The organism is Aeromonas bivalvium (genome assembly GCF_046078285.1).
Taxonomy (GTDB): Bacteria; Pseudomonadota; Gammaproteobacteria; order Enterobacterales; family Aeromonadaceae; genus Aeromonas; species Aeromonas bivalvium.
Map to the genome: position 1 here is coordinate 192,300 of NZ_JBGXBV010000003.1, position 17,460 is coordinate 209,759.

The 17,460-nt window shown below is 65.8% G+C and carries 11 protein-coding genes; 7 read left to right on the top strand and 4 right to left on the bottom strand.

All coding sequences use genetic code 11. The features are described 5' to 3' along the window. Positions 1–3 precede the first annotated feature (3 nt). The 3 genes from ACEUCR_RS10305 to ACEUCR_RS10315 all read right to left on the bottom strand — a co-directional run bounded on the left by ACEUCR_RS10305 (position 4) and on the right by ACEUCR_RS10315 (position 4,406). Complete coding sequence (locus ACEUCR_RS10305; protein WP_408789925.1) at positions 4–1,539, bottom strand: TolC family protein; 1,536 nt, start codon at positions 1,537–1,539, stop codon at positions 4–6. Continuing rightward, positions 1,529–2,683 carry an AI-2E family transporter gene (locus tag ACEUCR_RS10310; RefSeq protein WP_408789927.1) on the bottom strand — a complete coding sequence of 385 codons (1,155 nt, stop codon included), beginning with the start codon at positions 2,681–2,683 and terminating at the stop codon, positions 1,529–1,531. Before ACEUCR_RS10310 ends, ACEUCR_RS10305 begins: the two co-directional genes overlap by 11 nt. A gap of 526 nt (positions 2,684–3,209) precedes the next feature. Beyond that, positions 3,210–4,406 carry an amino acid aminotransferase gene (locus ACEUCR_RS10315; protein ID WP_408789930.1) on the bottom strand — a complete coding sequence of 399 codons (1,197 nt, stop codon included), beginning with the start codon at positions 4,404–4,406 and terminating at the stop codon, positions 3,210–3,212. Between the two features lie 394 nt (positions 4,407–4,800). Between ACEUCR_RS10315 and bcsG the strand changes: the two genes are divergently transcribed. From bcsG to bcsC, 7 genes are read left to right on the top strand one after another with little or no spacing between them, the layout of a single operon-like run. Next, positions 4,801–6,453 (top strand): cellulose biosynthesis protein BcsG, encoded by a 1,653-nt coding sequence (gene bcsG / locus ACEUCR_RS10320; protein ID WP_408789933.1) that lies wholly within the window; start codon positions 4,801–4,803, stop codon positions 6,451–6,453. 14 nt (positions 6,454–6,467) lie between these two features. Then, positions 6,468–6,668, top strand: coding sequence for a cellulose biosynthesis protein BcsR (gene bcsR / locus ACEUCR_RS10325; protein WP_408789936.1), 201 nt, complete (start codon positions 6,468–6,470; stop codon positions 6,666–6,668). Then, the gene (bcsQ, locus tag ACEUCR_RS10330) at positions 6,665–7,333 is read left to right on the top strand and encodes a cellulose biosynthesis protein BcsQ (protein WP_408789939.1); all 669 of its coding nucleotides are present in this window, start codon (positions 6,665–6,667) and stop codon (positions 7,331–7,333) included. The genes bcsR and bcsQ overlap by 4 nt, the downstream gene beginning before the upstream one ends. Beyond that, positions 7,327–9,894: a UDP-forming cellulose synthase catalytic subunit gene (bcsA, locus tag ACEUCR_RS10335; RefSeq protein ID WP_408789942.1), complete on the top strand. Its 2,568-nt coding sequence runs from the start codon at positions 7,327–7,329 to the stop codon at positions 9,892–9,894. The genes bcsQ and bcsA overlap by 7 nt, the downstream gene beginning before the upstream one ends. Further along, the gene (bcsB, locus tag ACEUCR_RS10340; RefSeq protein ID WP_408789945.1) at positions 9,891–12,116 is read left to right on the top strand and encodes a cellulose biosynthesis cyclic di-GMP-binding regulatory protein BcsB; all 2,226 of its coding nucleotides are present in this window, start codon (positions 9,891–9,893) and stop codon (positions 12,114–12,116) included. Before bcsA ends, bcsB begins: the two co-directional genes overlap by 4 nt. Positions 12,117–12,119: 3 nt before the next feature. Continuing rightward, complete coding sequence (bcsZ, locus tag ACEUCR_RS10345; protein ID WP_408789947.1) at positions 12,120–13,229, top strand: cellulose synthase complex periplasmic endoglucanase BcsZ; 1,110 nt, start codon at positions 12,120–12,122, stop codon at positions 13,227–13,229. Beyond that, positions 13,214–16,657: a cellulose synthase complex outer membrane protein BcsC gene (gene bcsC, locus ACEUCR_RS10350; RefSeq protein ID WP_408789950.1), complete on the top strand. Its 3,444-nt coding sequence runs from the start codon at positions 13,214–13,216 to the stop codon at positions 16,655–16,657. The genes bcsZ and bcsC overlap by 16 nt, the downstream gene beginning before the upstream one ends. Positions 16,658–16,817: 160 nt before the next feature. Here the strand turns inward: bcsC and ACEUCR_RS10355 are convergent, their stop codons facing one another. Next, positions 16,818–17,225 carry a hypothetical protein gene (locus ACEUCR_RS10355; protein ID WP_408789953.1) on the bottom strand — a complete coding sequence of 136 codons (408 nt, stop codon included), beginning with the start codon at positions 17,223–17,225 and terminating at the stop codon, positions 16,818–16,820. Positions 17,226–17,460 lie beyond the last annotated feature (235 nt).

Here is a 17,460-nt window from a genome sequence, read left to right on the forward strand (position 1 = left end):
ACATTAGGGGGCATCGGCCGGGGGCAGGGGGTCGGTCAGGAGGGGACCCCAGTCGCTGCGTGATTGCATCTCTTGCCGGCTCTGCTCGTCGAGCAGGGGACGGTGTCGCCCCTGTTGCCAGCCACCGCCCATCGCCTTGTAGAGGGAGATGAGGCTGAGCATCACATTGCCTCTGCTGCTGACCAGGCGCTCCTGCTGGCTGAACAGGGCGCGCTGGGAGTCCAGCACCCGCTGAAAGTCCGCCATGCCTTCCCGGTAACGGATGTTGGCGATGTCGAGGGAGCGGCGGGCCGCCTGCTCCGTCTGCTCCAGCAGGGCTATCTGCTCCTCGTTCTTGGCAAAGCCGATGGCGGCGTCGTCGATCTCGCGGGCGGCGCCGAGCAGGGTGTTCAGATAGTTCTCCTTGAGCTGCTGGAAGCGGGCGTCCTGTACCAGCACGGCGTTGCTGAGCAGGCCATGGTCGAACAGATTCCACTTGAAACTTGGCCCGACCCCCCAGTCCAGGGTGGTGGCGCTGCCCGAGAGGGAGCTGGCCGACAGGCCGACCGAGCCCAGCAGGGTGAAGGAGGGGTAGAGTTCGGCCTCGCTGACGCCGATCAGGGCCGACTGGGCCGCCATCAACCGCTCCGCGCTGCGCACATCGGGGCGACGGCGGACGAGGTCGGCGGGCAGCTCGGCCGCCAGGGTCAGGGTCGCATGGGGGATCCTGCCCGTGCCAGCCTGCATCTCGGGCAGGGGGCCGGGGGCGCGGGCCAGCAGGGTGCTCAGGGCATTCTGTCCCTGGCGCAGGCTGGCCTCCAGGATGGGGATGCCGGACAGGGTACTCAGGTACTGGGTCCTGGCCTGCTGCACGTCCAGCTCGTCGCTGTTGCCGCTCTTGAACAGCTTCTGGGTGATCGCCAGGCTGCGCTCCTGCAAGCGGGCGTTGTCCCGGGAGATCTGCAGCCGGGACTCCAGGGTCCGGATGTTGACGTAGAGGCTGGCCACCTGGGCCGCCATCAGCACCTGGATGTCATCATATTGCGCCAGGGTGGCGAAGTAGCTGGCATCCGCCGCCTCTATGCTGCGTTGGAACTTGCCCCAGAAGTCGATCTCCCAGCCGAGATTGGCCCCCAGGCCATAGCGGATGAAGTGGGGGTCTGGGCCATCCCGCACCTGCCCCGTTTGCAGGGCATTGCCGCTCAGTTGCTGCAACTGGGGATAGCGGCTGGCATTGGCGATGCCGAGCTGGGCCCGCGCCTCCAGGATGCGCAGCCCGGCGGTCCGTACGCTGTGGTTGTGGTGCAGCGCCTCCTGCACCAGGGCGTTGAGCGCTGGGTCTCCCAGCAGGGTCCACCACTCGTCGAGCCGAGTGGCAAAGGCCCTGGCCCGGCTCTGCTCGAGGGAGCCCCCCTGCCAGTCGGCAACGGCTCCCCCCGGGGGCTGGACATAGTCTGGCCCCAGGGTGGTGCAGGCGCTCAGCAGCAGGGAGCCCAGCAGGGCGACGCCGACGGTCAGGCCGCCGGCGCGGGATCTGGCATCAGCAGGTTCAGGAAGCATTGCCGGAGTCTGTCGTCTCGGTTCTGTCGTCCAGCTGGGCTGGTTTGCCAGCCAATGGTGTCAGGTGGTGGCCTGCGACCCAGGCCATGAAGATCTGGTAGCCGATGGCGAGCAGGGTCGCCCCCACGAACATGCCGAGGATGCCGCTCGAGACCATGCCGCCCAGGGCGCCCAGCAGTATGATGGGCATGGGGGCATCGACGCCGCGACCGAGCAACAGGGGTTTGAGCACGTTGTCGGCCAGGCCGGAGATCACCAGCAGCACCGAATAGGCGATGGCGGGGGCCGTGGCATAGTCACCGCTGCTCCAGATATAGATGAGGCAGGGGATGAAGATGACGGCGGCCGGGATCTGGGCGATGCCGAGGATCAGGGCAAACAGGGCGAGCAGGCCGGCCGCCGGGATCCCCGCAATCGCCATCACCAGACCGAGCATGATGGCCTGAATGAAGGCGACCCCAATGACCCCTTGTGCCACGGCACGTATGGTGGCGGTGCAGAGGGTGGCGAACTCGTCGCCCCGATCCTCGCCCATGATGCGGGCGGAGATGGCGCGGGCACTCTGCTGGCCGGGCAGGCCATAGGTCATGATGATGCCGGCCACCGCGAAGGAGACGATGAACTGGAGCATGCCGGTGCCCATGCTGGCGACCATGCTCAGCGCCGTCTTGGCGATGTTGCCTATCTTGGGTTGCATGCTCTGGATGAAGGCGGGCAGATCGGTCGCGGCCTGATGCCAGATGCCATAGACCTTCTTGCCGATGACGGGCCAGTTGGCCACGGATTCGGCCGGCAGGGGGATCTGCAGGCTGTTTTCCTTCATGGCGTGGATGAACCCGGTGATGGTGTCGGCCAGGGAGCTGGTGAGCCAGATGGTGGGCAAGACGATCAGGACGATGCCGCACAACACCAGCAGGGTGGCGGCGCGGCCCTGTCTCTGGCCGAGTCTGGCGGCCAGCTTCTGATGGGCGGGGTAGAGGGTGACGGCCAGGATCAGGGCCCACAGCATCAGGGTCAGGAAGGGGGAGAAGATGCCGTAGCAGGTGATGACCAGGGCCAGGATCAGCCCTGCCTTGATCAGCACATCCAGCAGCTTGTTGAACAAGCGCCGCTCCAGTTCCGGGTTGGTGTCGTATTGCTGCATATCAGGCTCTCGCGATGGAAGTGAGGTGGGGGTTATCAAGTATTGGCAAGGTCAAGGGGGGACATTCTTGATTCATTAACCTGTCCCCATGCTTAACCGCTGTGCTATTTGCAGAACGGAAAAGCTTCATAGATATCAATACATTGATTTATAGCCGATGCGAGCGCTGGCATGGGTACTTATTTAACGGGCGTATTCTTGCCGGTATTTTCACGGGATTGGCTGCTGGGGAGAAATTAGGAGAGAGGTGCCGCTCATTTATTCGCGGCGACACAAGATGCTGATAATGGCGAGATGGCCGCCGCCATCATCAGATATTTTCCTGCCAATGGGCGCCATGGCTGCACAATATGCCAGACCCCGGATTGCAGAGTCCGTATTGATAATCCGGACTGAGAGCCTGGCGGGCAGGAGGAGGTGGCTTTTCCGCCTCCGATCCGTTTTACCCTGCTGCCAGACCCGCAAGAAAGAGCCCCGCACGGGCGGGGCTCTCTGCGGGTGTCCGTGATGGCCGCGAGGGCGGAGATCACTGCTTGAGCACGGCGGCGAAGGCGTCCGCCACGTACTCCACGTTGCGGCTGTTGAGGCCCGCCACGCACATGCGACCGGAGCGCACCAGATAGACGGCGAACTCTTCCCGAAGGCGGTCCACCTGCTCCGGCGTGAAGCCGGTGTAGCTGAACATGCCGCGCTGGTTGATGAAGTAGCCAAAATCGCGGCCCGGCACCTTGGCACTCAGCACCTCGAACAGCTTCTGGCGCATGGCCTTGATGCGGGTGCGCATCTCGGTCACCTCACCGACCCACATGGCGTGCAGTTCGGGCTGGCTCATCACGGCCGCGGTGATCTGGCCGCCGTGGGTGGGGGGGCTGGAGTAGTTGCGGCGCACGGTGGCCTTCATCTGGCCCAGCACCCGGCTCGCCTCTTCGGCATCCTGGCAGATGACCGACAGGCCGCCGCAGCGCTCGCCGTAGAAGGAGAGGTTCTTGGAGAAGGAGTTGCTGACGAAGAAGCTGACACCGGCGGCCACCATGGCACGGATGGCATAGGCATCCTCTTCCAGCCCGTCACCGAAGCCCTGATAGGCGATGTCCATAAAGGGGATCAGGTTCTTCTCGACCACCAGGGCGATCACCTGGTCCCACTGGGCACGGGAGAGATCCACCCCGGTCGGGTTGTGGCAGCAGGGGTGCAGCAGCACTATGCTTTTCGCCGGCAGGCTGCTCAGGCAGTCGATCATGGCGTCGAACAGCACGCCGCCGGTGGCCGCATCGTAATAGGGGTAGTCGTGCACCTTGATGCCGGCCCCCTCGAACATGGCCTTGTGGTTGTCCCAGGTGGGATTGCTGACCCACACCTCGGAGGTCGGGAAGTAGCGCTTGAGCAGATCGGCGCCGATCTTCAGGGCGCCGGAGCCGCCTATGGTCTGGATGGTGGCGATGCGACCGGCCTTGACCGCCTCGTGATCGGCGCCAAACAGCAGGTGCTGCACGGCGGTGCGGTAGTTGGCGGCCCCTTCCATCGGCTGATAGGGACGCGGCGCCGGCGCGGCGGCGCGCGCCGCTTCGGCCTGCTGCACCGAGGGCAGCAGCGGAATGCGGCCCTGCTCGTCGTAATAGAGGCCGATCCCCAGGTTCACCTTCTGCTCGCGGGTGTCTTTGTGGAAGGTCTCGACCAGGGTCAGTATGGGGTCGCCAGCATAGGCATCGACGTGTTCAAACATGGGGGGTCCTTGAGGTTGGCTGTCCAGTTTCGTCGGCTCGGGGCCGGGTCGTTATCATGTCGTAATCTGGAAGTGGCCTCAAGCTGTTCGGCATGGCGGCAAGAATGACAGTTATTGTCGTAACAAGAGAGAGATGTCATCCATGTAGAAAAGGGCAGTCATAAAATTAATCTCCCCCATTTTGGTCGTTGAGGGTGCCTTTATAGTGTCACTTGGATAACATTGTCGTGCATAGAGTACTCCATCATGACGGTCACCCGGCTACCCGGATCTAATACCGGGCCAGCTGGGGCAAATGATTAGTTGCATAATAAGCTGAGTATTTTCTGACAACACATTGCAGTGTGCCTTGGCCCGGTTGCGGGACCCCACGATAACAGGTGACTCATCGCCGATGACTCGACACGTTTCTAATGCCTCTTCTCCCTGGCTGGACTGGCACGGCCTGGGTGGCTGGAATATCTATTTCCTTGCCAAGTTTGCCCTGCTCTGGGCGGGTTACCTCAATTTCCATCCCCTGATCAATCTGGTGTTTGCCGCCTTCCTGATCTTCCCTCTGCCCCGGGCTGGGTTGCGGCGCATCCGGCACTGGCTGGCTCTGCCGGTCGGGGTGGGGATCTTCTATCACGACACCTGGCTGCCGGGCATGGAGAGCATTCGCGCCCAGGGGGCGCAGGTCTTCTCCTTCACCCTGGATTACTGGCTTGAGCTGCTCGGCCGCTTCATCAACTGGGAGATGGTCGGCGCCGGCTTCGTGATGCTGACCCTCTATCTGTTCATCGCCCAGTGGCTGCGCTTCACCCCCTGGATCCTGCTGGCCCTGCTCTGGCTGTGGCTCTCGCCCCTGGTGGGGGATCCCTTTGCTTCGCAGGCAACCCGGGTCGCCAGCACCGACAAGGGCAGCGAGCTGGCGGCTGAGCCTGAGGACAAGCAGGTGTCCATGGCGGAGCAGCTGGATCAGAGCGCGCCGCCGACCAACCAGAATCTCAATGCCTACCTCGACAGCTTCTATGCGCAGGAGCGGGACAGGGTCGTGCATTTCCCGCAGCAGTTGCCGGCGGATGCGGCCCCCTTCGACGTGCTCATCATCAACATCTGCTCCCTGGCCTGGAGCGACGTGACGGCCAGCGATCTGATGGCTCACCCCATAGGTCGTCACCTGGACCTGATGTTCAAGCACTTCAACTCGGCCACCTCCTACAGCGGCCCGAGCTCCATCCGGCTGCTGCGGGCCAGTTGCGGACAGACCAGCCACCAGGGGCTCTACACGACAGCGCCCAGCCAGTGCCTGCTGTTCGAGAACCTGGCCCAGCTCGGGTTTGAGAAGCAGGTCGCCATGGATCACTCGGGGGCATTCGGCAACTACCTCAAGGATCTGCAGCAGTATGCCAGCCTGGATGTCCCCCTCATGAGCAAGGAGGGGATGCCCCACGATCTCGCCTCCTTCGATGGGGAACCCATCTATCGGGATGATGCCCTGTTCGCCCGCTGGCTGAGTGAGCGGCAGAAGAGCAAGGCGGAGCGCAATGTGACCTTCTTCAACCTCATCGCCCTGCACGACGGCAACCGCTACGCGGCCACCCGCAAGATAGCCCCTTACAAGGCGCGACTGCAGACTCTGCTCGATCAACTGGATCAGTTCCTCACCTCGCTGGAGCAGTCTGGTCGCAAGGTGGCGGTGATCCTGGTGCCCGAGCACGGGGCGGCCATCGCCGGCGACAAGATGCAGATGGCCGGTCTGCGGGACATCCCCAGTCCCAGCATCACCCAGGTGCCGGTCGGGGTTGCCCTGATCGGTGCCAAGGGCGGCCATGGAGCGACCAAGGCCATAGACACACCCAGCAGCTTCCTGGCCATCTCTGAGCTCATCTCGCGTCTGGTCGGCGGCAACACCTTCGGCAGTGCCACCATAGATTGGGACGGGCTGCTCAAGGGATTGCCCGAGACGCCTGCGGTCTCGGAGAACCAGGGCTCGGTCGTGCTCGAATATCAGGGCAAGTACCACATCAAGCTGGGGGAGGGGGACTGGGTCCCCTATCCCCTATAACACCGGAGGCTGAGATGCGGAGTGAACGGCGACCCGTGACGCCCACCCCCTTCGGTGTGCCGGTCGAAGGCGGCATGATGAGCGATGTGGCCATGGTGCAGCAGGCCTTCGGCGTGAGCCTCTCCTATCAGGACATCGCCTTCAGGGAGCGGCTCGTCGCCTTGCGCGAGCGCTTCCCCTTGCTGGCGGAGCTGGAGATGAGGGGGCCTGAATGAATTGCGTTGCTCTGCAAGGGATCCGTGGCGGCGTGGGCACCAGCTCCCTCGTCGCCGGCCTGGCGCTGGCGGCCCGGGAGCAGGGGGCCAGGGTGCTGGCGGTGGATCTGTGCCATGACAACCTGCTTGGCATCCATCTGGGGTTGCCCCATGCCGATGCCAGGGGCTGGAGCCGGCTGGCGGATCCGGCCCGGGAGTGGCGCTCGGCACTCTATCACTATGAGGAGGGGCTGGATCTGCTGCCCCATGGCGGCCAGCCGGGAGCGTCCGCAGGGGACTGGCTGCAGGCCCTCGATGGTTATGATCTGGTGCTGCTGGATCTGCCCCTGGGCCCGGTTCCCGCGATCCCTTGCCGGCTGCTGACCATAGTCAATGCCGATGCCAACTGCCATGTGCGGCTCCACCGCCATGCCTGGGCGGCCGGGGAGCGACTGCTGGTAACCCAGTTCAGCAGCCGCCGGGCCCTGCAGCAGGATCTGCTGGATCTCTGGCAGGCGGCCGGCCTGCCCCTGCTCGGCCTGCGGCTGCACCGGGACGAGGCGATGGCCGAAGCCATGGCCGCCAAGCAGCCGGTGGGCCGCTATGCCCCCACCAGCCTGGTCGCCCACGAGCTGGCCTCCCTGGCCAGCTGGTGTCTGGGCGCCGGGGGCGACGACCCATGCTAGCCCGGCTGTTGACGCCGACGGCGAGCCTCTGGTGCTCCCGGCATTACCAGGGGCTGCGCCGCCAGGGAGGCTCCCGGCTGGGATCCGCCGGTCTGACCCTGGTGTGGCTGCTGGCCTGGACCCTGTTTCCCCTGGAGCGCCATGGCTGGCAGTGGGTGCTGAGCCATGCAGAGGGGCTCTATCCCCACCTGGCCCGGCCCCGGGTCGGGGATCCCCTGCGCATCCTGTTGCAGAGTCTCTGGATCATAGTGCGCCGCCCCAGGCCGATTCCCCTGCGCTGGCCCGCCTCCTGGCAGCGTGCCTGGCAGTGGGGCACCCAGGCCCTCGGCCGCTTCCTGATCCGGCAGGAAGAGAAGGGGCTGGCGGCGGCCAGGGCCACCCCCAGGGAGGCGCGCTGGAAGAGCGTGCTGCTGTGCGCGGTGGCCGGCACCCTCTCCCTGCTCTGCATTACTCAGCCATTCACCCTCGAGGCCCAGCTGGTGTTCGTCACCATGCTGATGGGGATGGCCTTCATCCTGCGCGCCGTGCCGGGCCGCTACCCCATGCTGATGATGATGGTGCTCTCCCTCACCGTCTCCTGCCGCTACATCTGGTGGCGCTACACCTCCACCCTGGACTGGTTCGATCCCGTCAGCCTCACCTGCGGCCTCTTGCTGCTGGCCGCCGAGACCTATGCCTGGATAGTGCTGCTGCTCGGCTACTGGCAGACGGCCTGGCCGCTGAATCGCCCCCCGGCGCCCTTGCCGGCGGACCCGGCACAGTGGCCCAGCGTGGATCTGATGATCCCCACCTACAACGAGGATCTCGCCATCGTCAAGGGCACAGTCTACGCGGCCCTGGCCCTCGACTGGCCCGCCGACAAGCTGACCGTCTGGCTGCTCGATGACGGGGACAGAGCGTCGTTTCGCGCCTTCGCCGAAGAGGCGGGGATCCGCTATGTGGCGCGGCCGACCCACGAGCACGCCAAGGCCGGCAACATCAACTACGCGCTCAGGCAGGCGAGCGGGGATCTGGTCGCCATCTTCGACTGCGATCACCTGCCGACCCGCTCCTTCCTGCAGATGACGGTGGGCTGGTTCTACCGGGATCCCAGGCTGGGGGTGGTGCAGACTCCCCATCACTTCTTCTCCGCCGATCCGTTCGAGCACAACCTGCAGCGGTTTCGCAAGATGCCGAACGAGGGGGCGCTGTTCTACGGCCTGGTGCAGGATGGCAACGACATGTGGGACGCCAGCTTCTTCTGCGGCTCCTGCGCCGTCATCAAGCGCTCTGCCCTGGACGAGATCGGCGGCATCGCGGTGGAGACGGTCACCGAGGATGCCCACACCTCGTTGCGGCTGCACCGCCTTGGCTACACCTCCGCCTATATCCGCATTCCCCTGGCGGCGGGGCTGGCCACCGAGAGCCTCTCCGCCCACATAGGGCAGCGCATCCGCTGGGCGCGCGGCATGGTGCAGATCCTGCGCCTGGACAACCCCCTGTTTGGCAAGGGGCTCAATCTGGGGCAGCGGCTCTGCTACTTCAACGCCATGCTGCACTTCCTGTCGGGCATACCGCGGCTCATCTTCCTGACGGCGCCACTCGCCTTCCTGATCCTGCACGCCTACATCATCTATGCCCCGGCGGCGGCCATCGCCCTCTACATGCTGCCGCACATCTTCCACAGCGCCCTGACCAACTCCCGGCTGCAGGGCAAGGTGCGCCACTCCTTCTGGGGCGAGGTCTACGAGACAGTGCTGGCCTGGTACATAGCCAGGCCGACCACGGTGGCGCTGTTTGCCCCCCACAAGGGCAAGTTCAACGTCACCGCCAAGGGGGGCATGACGGAGGAGGTGTATCTGGATCTGTCGGTCTCCAGGCCCTATCTGATCCTGATCCTGCTCAACCTGTGCGGGCTGGGCTTCGGTATCTGGCGCATCTGCACCGGCCCGGCCGACGAGGTGCTGACCCTGATCCTCAGCATGCTGTGGACCCTCTACAACATGACCATACTGGGCGGGGCGCTGGCGGTGGCGTTCGAGTCGCGCCAGGTGCGCACCAACCCCAGGGTGGAGATGGTGATGCCGGCGGCCATCAAGCTGGCCAACGGCCACCTCTACCCCTGCACCGTCAAGGACTACTCCAATGGCGGGGTCGGCGTCCTGCTCGAGGACGCCCTGCCCCTGGCCGACAAGGAGAGGGTCTGGCTGCTGCTGCGCCACGGCCAGCGGGAGCAGGCCTTCGCCGCCAAGGTACAGCGGGTGTTCGGCCGCAAGCTGGGGCTGGAGCTGGAGCCCATGGAGCAGGCCCAGCACATCGCCTTCATCCAGTGCACCTTCGCCCGGGCCGACACCTGGTCCCTGTGGCAGCAGCGCCTGGGCAAGGATCGCCCGCTCCACAGCCTGCTCGACATCACGCTGCTCGGCTGGGGAGCCTACTGGCGCCTGGCGCGCACCTCACCCATCGGCTTTGTTTGTATCCTGCTTGAGAAGCTGGCTCGCTGGCTGCTCTCTTTCGTTCCTCGTCGCGTCTCGCCGGATTTCCGGTCCGGGGCTCCGACCACACAGACAGTGAAAGGATGATGAAACCACAACGCTACCTTATCCCTCTCCTGCTGATGACGCAGAGTGCGCTGGCCGCCGAAGCCAGCGGCCCCTTGCCGCCGGTGCCCGCACCGGTGCGCAGTCAGGACCTGAGTTTCGAACAGATGTCCTCCTCTCCGGGCACCCTCTCCCTGCGTGGCAATGCCCCTGACGGTCAGGCGGACTTCACGGTGCGGCGGGACGAGGTGGTCACCCGGGCCAGCCTGGATCTCGACTTCACCCCGTCCCCCTCCTTGCTGCCGCTGCTCTCCCAGATCAAGGTCTACCTCAATGACGAGCTGATGGGGGTCACCGCCCTCACCAAGGAGCAGATGGGGGAGCGTACCCATGCCCGCATCGAGCTGGATCCGCGCTACGCCAAGGACTTCAACCGGATCAAGGTGAGCTTCGTCGGCCACTACCAGAAGGTGTGCGAGAACCCGGCGAGCGATACCCTGTGGCTCAACGTCAACCGGGACAGCAAGCTGAGCCTGCAACTGCAGACCCTGCCGGTGCGCAACGAGCTCTCCTTCTTCCCCATGCCGTTCCTCGACGTGCGGGACAATGGCAAGCTGATCCTGCCCATGGTGTTCAGCGGCGCAGTCCCGCTCCTGCAACAGCAGGCGGCGGCCGTGCTGGCCTCCTGGTTCGGCACCAAGGCCCAGTGGCGGGGCCAGCACTTCCCGGTGCTCATCAACCAGCTGCCGGATCGCAACGGGGTGATCTTCGCCACCAACGACGCCCGTCCCGACTTCCTGGTCGACTACCCCAAGGTGAAGGGGCCCACCATCGACATGATCAGCTCCCCGGACAACCCCTATGTGAAGCTGCTGCTGATCCTGGGACGGGATCAGCAGGATCTGCTGACCGCGGCCAAGGGGCTGGCCCAGGGGGAGGTGCTGCTGCGCGGCCAGAGCGTGCTGGTGGACGAGGTGAAACCCCTGGCCCCGCGCCAGCCTTATGATGCCCCCAACTGGGTGCGGCTCGATCGCAAGATGCGGTTCGACGAGCTGACGGACTATCCGGGCCAGCTGCAGGCGACGGGCAGCCGGCTCTGGCCCATGAGCCTGACGCTGCGGCTGCCGCCGGATCTCTATCTGCTGGGTGCCAACGGCATCAAGGCGGATCTCAAGTACCACAATACGGCACCGATCCAGCGGGATGGCTCCCGCCTGGACGTGGCGGTCAACGGCCAGTTCATGAAGTCGTTCCCGCTCGAGCCGGGTGAGGCCAAGAGCGAGCAGTTGCTCACCCTGCCGCTCTGGTTCGCCGCCGATGACGACGCCACTGCGCTGCGCATGCCCGGGCTCAAGACTACCCAGTCCAACAGCCTGAGCTTCTCGTTTGAATATGCCAGGGAGATGAAGGGGGGCAATGAGAACGGCCGCTGCGATCTGGTGCTGCCCCCCGCCCATCAGGTGCGCATCGACGAGGGCTCCACCATCGACTTCAGCGGCTATCGCCACTTCATCGAGATGCCGAACCTCAAGGCGTTCGCCTATGCGGGCTTCCCGTTCAGCCGGATGGCGGATCTTGCCGACAGCCAGGTGGTCATGCCCGCCAGGGCGCACCCGGCGCAGATCACCACATTGCTCGATGCGGTGGGAGCCATCGGGGCCGAGACCGGTTATCCGGCCCTCTCCCTGCGAGTCCTGGATGACTGGGAGCGGGCCCGCACCGCCGATCTGGATACCCTGCTCATCGGCACCCTGCCCGAGGAGTTTCAGGGGGATCTGGCGCCAGACGCCCTGCTGCAGGCCACCCGCAGCTGGGTCAACGAGCCGACCCGCCAGCATCAGGGGGATCTGCTGCACAGCATGGCCGATCGCCAGCCCCAGGCCAGGGTCGGCATGACGGGCAACCTCGCCATCGCCGTCATCCTGGGCCTGCAGTCGCCGACCCACGAGCAGCGCAGCCTGGTGGCCCTGCTGGCCGACGGCCCGGCCGGGGTCAGGCTGCTCAATGACACCCTGCAAAACGCCACCCTGCGCGGCCAGGTCGCGGGCTCTGTGGCCATCATCCGGGAGTCAGGGGTGAAGAGCCTGGAGGTCGGGGAGCGTTATGAGGTGGGCTATCTGCCCTGGTGGGAGCGAGTCTGGCAGCTGTTTGCCGAGTACCCGCTACGCCTTGCCGGACTGACGCTGTTCTGCATGCTGGTGCTGGGCTGGGGCCTGCGGGTGCTGCTGGCCGGTGCCAGCCGTAGCCGCCTGAAGGAAGATTAAGAGATGACTCAGATGAAAAAAGCCTGTGGTGCCCTGCTGCTCTGGGCCCTGTGTACCCTGCCTGCCCTGGCGGCCTGTGACTGGCCGGCGTGGCAGCATTTTCGCCAGCACTACATCAGCGAGGAGGGGAGGGTCATAGACCCGGCCGACGGTCGGCGGATCACCACCTCCGAGGGCCAGAGCTACGGCCTCTTCTTCGCCCTGGTCAACAACGACAGGGAGACCTTCGCCCGCCTGCTCGACTGGACCGAGCGGCGACTCGCCCGGGGGGATCTGACCGGCTTCCTGCCATCCTGGCTCTGGGGCCAGCAGGAGGATGGCAGCTGGGGCGTGCTGGATGAGAACAGCGCGTCCGACTCGGATCTCTGGATAGCCTACAGCCTGCTCGAGGCGGGGCGTCTGTGGGACAACCACAGCTACGAGTCCATCGGCACCCTGCTGCTGCGGCGCATCGCCCGGGAAGAGGTCGCCACCATCCCCGGTCTGGGCCCGGTGCTGCTGCCCGGCGCCCACGGCTATACGGGGGAGGGGCGCTGGACCCTGAACCCGAGCTACCTGCCGCCCCAGCTGCTGGCCCGCTTCGCGGCGCTGCAGGGGCCTTGGCGCGAGATGCGCGCACAACTGCCAAGGCTGCTGCAGGAGAGCGCCCCCCGTGGTTTTGCCCCCGACTGGGTGGACTGGCAGGGGGAGAAGGGGTGGCAGGTGACGGCCGACAAGGGGCCCCAGGGCAGCTACGACGCCATCCGCGTCTACCTCTGGCTCGGCATGCTGAACGACGAGGATCCCGCCAAGGGGCCCCTGGTGGCGCACTTCGCCCCCATGCTGGAGAGCACGGCGGCCCTCGGCGCCGTCCCCGAGCGGGTCGACACCCAGAGTGGCCAGACCCAGGGACGGGGACCGGTCGGCTTTGCCGCCGCCCTGCTGCCCCTCTCCCAGGGGCAGCCGATGCTGGCCAGCCTGCGTGAGCAGGTGAAACAGCATGGCGAGCAGGCCGACGCCTATTACGGCAGCGTCCTGACCCTGTTTGGCGCAGGCTGGGATCAGGGCCGCTATCGCTTCGCTGCGGACGGCACCCTGCAGCCAGGCTGGAGCGAGTCATGCCAAGCAGATTGACCCTGGCTTGCCTGCTCGCTTGCCTGATGAGCGGCAACCTGGCGCTGGGGGCGGTGCAGCCGGTGGACTGGCTGCTCGAGCAGGTCAGGATAGGGGAGGCCAGCGGGCGTGAGGAGCTCGTCAGCAACAGCCTCTACTCCCTCTCCCTGGTGGAGCCCAATCACCCGGAGCTGCTGGCGGCCCAGGCGCGCCAGGCCCTGCGTCAGGGCAAGATCAAGGAGGCGAAGGCGCTGCTGGCCCGGCTCGGCAAGCTGGCGCCGGACTCCCCGATTTACCACCAGGGCATGGCCAATCTCGCCCTGAGCGACTCGGCCCAGCGCCAGCAACTGCAACAGGCGCGGCTGCTGACCAATGCCGGCCGGCTGGAGGAGGCCGAGCGCCTCTATCGCTCCCTGTTCGTGGGGGATCTGCCCCCGAATCTCGACGTGGCGGTGGAGTATGCCCTGCTGCAGATGCGCATGCCCGCCATGAAGGCGAAGGGCATGGCCTCGCTGGAGAGCCTGAACCGGCAATATCCGGGTGAGCCACGGGTGCGCAGCGGGCTGGCCCGCCACTACCTGGCCGACGGTCGGCGCCAGCAGGCCCTGGGGCTGCTGCGGGAGATGGCGAAGGATGACAACAGCCGCGGGGAGGCAGCGGAGATCTGGCTGGCGGACATCGAGGCCATGCCGGTCGGGCCCCGGAGCATCGACGAATTGAAGCAATACATAGCCCTCTTCGGTACCGAGATGGAGGCCGACAAGGCCGAGGCGCTGCTCGCCACCCAGGAGGCGCAGTGGGCCTCTCCGGCCTATCGCTCCCGACAGCTGGCACTGGCCCGGACCGCCAGCGGCGGGGCCACCATAGCCGAGCTGCAGCGGGCCCTCGCCGCCAATCCCGGGGATCCCGACCTCATGGGGGCCCTGGGTCAGGCCTATTCCCGCCACGATCAGCGCGCGCTCGCCATCGCCCAGTTCGAGCGGGTGCTGCGCCATCCCGATGTGACCGACAAGGACAAGTGGGCCAGCCTGCTGGCCACCAACCGCTACTGGCTGCTGGTCAATCAGGGCTCCCAGGCCCTGGAGCAGCAGCAATGGGAGGTGGCGGCGACCCGCTATCGCAGCGCCATCGCCCTGGACGGCAAGGAGCCGGAGGCCTGGCTCGGGTTGGGGGACAGCGAGCGGGGCCGTCATCGCGACGGCGAGGCCGAGCTTGCCTATCAGAAGGCCTTCGCCATGCCGGGAGCCCGTGATCGGGCCCTGGCCCGGCTGTTCGATCTCTACAAGAGGCAGGATCCGGCGCGGGCGCTGGCCTTGCTGGATCAACACGGCACCCCGGCCATGCAGGCCGAGGGCAAGCGGCTCAAGGCCGAGCTGTTGCAGGAGCAGGCCGATCAGCTCGACCAGGCCGGCAAGCTGCCCCAGGCCCTGGCCCAACGCCAGGAGGCGCTGCGGTTGATGCCGGATGATGTCTGGCTGGCCTACCGGGTCGCCACCACCCAGGCCCGACTCGGGGATGTTGCAGTCGGGGAGCAGCTGCTGCGAGGGCGGTTGGCGGCGCAGCCACAGAACGACAGCCTGCGCTACGCCACTGCCCTCTACCTGTCGGGACAGGATCAGTCGCCTCAGGCCCGCGCCGTGCTGGCCGAGGTGCCGGCCACGCGCTGGTCGGCGGACATGCAGGCGCTGGATCGCCGCCTCGCCCGTGGCGAGCTGCTGGCCAACGCCAGGCAATTGCACCAGCAGGGGGATGAGGCGGGCGCCGAGCGCCTGCTGCAGCCGTTGCAGCCCGATGACGAGGTGACCCTGATGTTGGCCGAATGGGCCGCGGAGCGCGGGGACGTCGCCGGGGCCGAGCGCCATTACCGCGCTGTGCTGGCGCACGCCCCCCAGCACCCCGAGGCCAGGCTCGGCATGGCCGAACTGGCGCAGACCAGGGGCAATCCGGCAGAGGCTCGCCACTGGCTGCCGGCCTGGCCGGTCAGCCCCTTGCCCCCGGAGGAGTTCAACTACTACCGCCGGGTGGCAAACCTCTATCAGGCGTTGGGGGAGGGGGAGACGGCGCAGGCCATCTTCGGCGGCTACGAGCCCCTGGTGTCGACGCAGCCCGCCTCCCAGCAGACGGCCCTGTTCTGGCGGGATGCCGCCCGTCAGCGTTTCGCCAACGGCGACGCCGAGGGCGCCCTGGCGCGGGATCGCAAGGGACTGGTGGCGGCGGGCCTGGCCCCCGGGGAGGATCTGGATGGGGGGACCCTGACCGCGCTCGCCCGTAGCCGCGACGGCGAGGAGTGGCTGGCCTCCGGGCTGCGCAGCGATCTTGCCAAGCACTATCGGCAGAGCCAGACCACTGTCTCCTTCGACAGTGACTATTGGGGTGACAATGGAACGGGTGGGGTCTCGGATCTGCGGGCCCTGACCCAGATGTTGCAGCTTGACAGCCAGCTGGGGGCGGGACGGGCCTTCGGCCGGCTTGAGTGGGTGCATCTGGATGCCGGTTCTCTGCCGGACGACCCCTATCGGGAGAAATTCGGAACCTGTCATCGTCAGAACTGTTATGGCGATCAGCAGCAGAAGAGCGAGGGGGTCACTATGGCGGCTGGTTGGGCCAACGATCGCTTCGCCTTCGATCTCGGCACTACACCGCTCGGTTTTGAAGTGGTGGACTGGGTCGGCGGGGCCAGCGTCAGTGGGGACTGGCACGACGTCGGCTTTACCCTTACCGCTTCGCGCCGGCCGGTGAGCAGCTCGCTGCTCTCCTATGCGGGCACGGTGGATCCGGGGACCGGCATCCGCTGGGGCGGGGTCAGGGCCAACGGGGTGCGCGTCGATGCCAGCCACGATCTTGGGGGAGCTATCGGCTACTGGGGCAGCCTGCAGCAGCACTTGCTGACCGGCAAGCACGTCGAGGACAACTGGCGTACCCGCCTGATGGGAGGTACTTACTACAAGGTGATAAACGAGGAGCATCGCCGAGCCAGCGTCGGCCTGAGCACCATGTTGTGGCGCTTCGAGCATGACCTGAGCGCCTATACACTGGGACAGGGGGGTTACTACAGTCCGCAGCGCTACTTCTCGCTGGCACTTCCGGCCAGCTACCGGCAGCGCACCCCGGACTGGTCGTGGGAACTGGGTGGTTCTCTCTCCTGGTCGACCTCCAAGACGGATGACGGGTTGCGCTATCCGCTGCAGGGATTGATCCCCGAGACGCTGCCGGATCGGGATGCCGTAGAGGAGGGGGGCAGCAGCAGCGGATTCGGTTACACCCTGAATGCCGTGGTGGAACACAGGTTGACCGAGCACTGGCGGGTAGGTGGGCGGGTCGATATCCAGCAGGCGGATGATTATGCCCCGAGCCACTTCATGTTCTACCTGCGCTACACCTTCAAACCCTGGCAGGGAGATCTCGACCTGCCACCAAGGCCGCTGACTCCTTATGCGGACTTCGACTGATGAGCGCGTCCGGTGAGATCGGGGGCACTCATCTCAGATAGGCGCGCAGCATCCGTTTCGCCAGATCACTAGCGACTCGTCATTTGCGAGACGCGGGTACAGGTCACCATAAAGACAGGCGATGCAGAGGCACGGCGCGCCATGAAGCGGGGCGCCCTCATCAGGAATGCTTGCCCTCCTCACGGAATGGTTGCTGCCAGATGGCTCCCAGCAGCAAGGAGAGCAAGAGCTCGGGCGGGTTGTCCAGCAAGTGGCCGGATACCAGCAGCAGCTGTCCGTCGGCGCGAAAGCCCTGGCTGGCATGGACCTTCTCTTCCTCGCCGCACACCTGGAGGAGGCCGTAGAGGAAACCCCCCTCGCCGGGCTGGCAGCGCAGCCTCAGCTCCCGCGGCTCCCCCAGCAGGGTGAAGGCGCGGCTCATGGGCGGCGTCTCCTCATAATCTGGCCAGCGGAAGAAGTGGTACTGCTCGGCGAGGCTTCCTCCCTGCTGGCAGAACTGGTCAAACAGCTGGCAGATGGCCAGATAGTCCCGATCCAGCCCCCTGGCTCGTTCGTCGATGGATGTCATCCGTTTCTCCCCGTTTCGTCCCTGATCCACACTGGCGCCACTTCGACAACCGGGCGTTTCCCCGGTATGAACCGGTTCGGTCGGCGAGTCTGTGAGCCCGATCCAGTTTCCGTTATGAAAACGTTATCTTGTTGAAATTGTATGGTTTTTATGCAAAACCGCTCACATTTACCCCTAGAGTCGCTGATTAATATGGACCGGCTCGGCACCGACCGGGCCTGAACGTCTCGACCCT

What these genes read in the sequence shown, in the direction of transcription:
- ACEUCR_RS10305 (WP_408789925.1), bottom strand. Translation starts at nt 1,539, where the DNA reads ATGCTTCCTGAACCTGCTGATGCCAGATCCCGCGCCGGCGGCCTGACC.
- ACEUCR_RS10310 (WP_408789927.1), bottom strand. Translation starts at nt 2,683, where the DNA reads ATGCAGCAATACGACACCAACCCGGAACTGGAGCGGCGCTTGTTCAAC.
- ACEUCR_RS10315 (WP_408789930.1), bottom strand. Translation starts at nt 4,406, where the DNA reads ATGTTTGAACACGTCGATGCCTATGCTGGCGACCCCATACTGACCCTG.
- bcsG (WP_408789933.1), top strand. Translation starts at nt 4,801, where the DNA reads ATGACTCGACACGTTTCTAATGCCTCTTCTCCCTGGCTGGACTGGCAC.
- bcsR (WP_408789936.1), top strand. Translation starts at nt 6,468, where the DNA reads ATGCGGAGTGAACGGCGACCCGTGACGCCCACCCCCTTCGGTGTGCCG.
- bcsQ (WP_408789939.1), top strand. Translation starts at nt 6,665, where the DNA reads ATGAATTGCGTTGCTCTGCAAGGGATCCGTGGCGGCGTGGGCACCAGC.
- bcsA (WP_408789942.1), top strand. Translation starts at nt 7,327, where the DNA reads ATGCTAGCCCGGCTGTTGACGCCGACGGCGAGCCTCTGGTGCTCCCGG.
- bcsB (WP_408789945.1), top strand. Translation starts at nt 9,891, where the DNA reads ATGATGAAACCACAACGCTACCTTATCCCTCTCCTGCTGATGACGCAG.
- bcsZ (WP_408789947.1), top strand. Translation starts at nt 12,120, where the DNA reads ATGACTCAGATGAAAAAAGCCTGTGGTGCCCTGCTGCTCTGGGCCCTG.
- bcsC (WP_408789950.1), top strand. Translation starts at nt 13,214, where the DNA reads ATGCCAAGCAGATTGACCCTGGCTTGCCTGCTCGCTTGCCTGATGAGC.
- ACEUCR_RS10355 (WP_408789953.1), bottom strand. Translation starts at nt 17,225, where the DNA reads ATGACATCCATCGACGAACGAGCCAGGGGGCTGGATCGGGACTATCTG.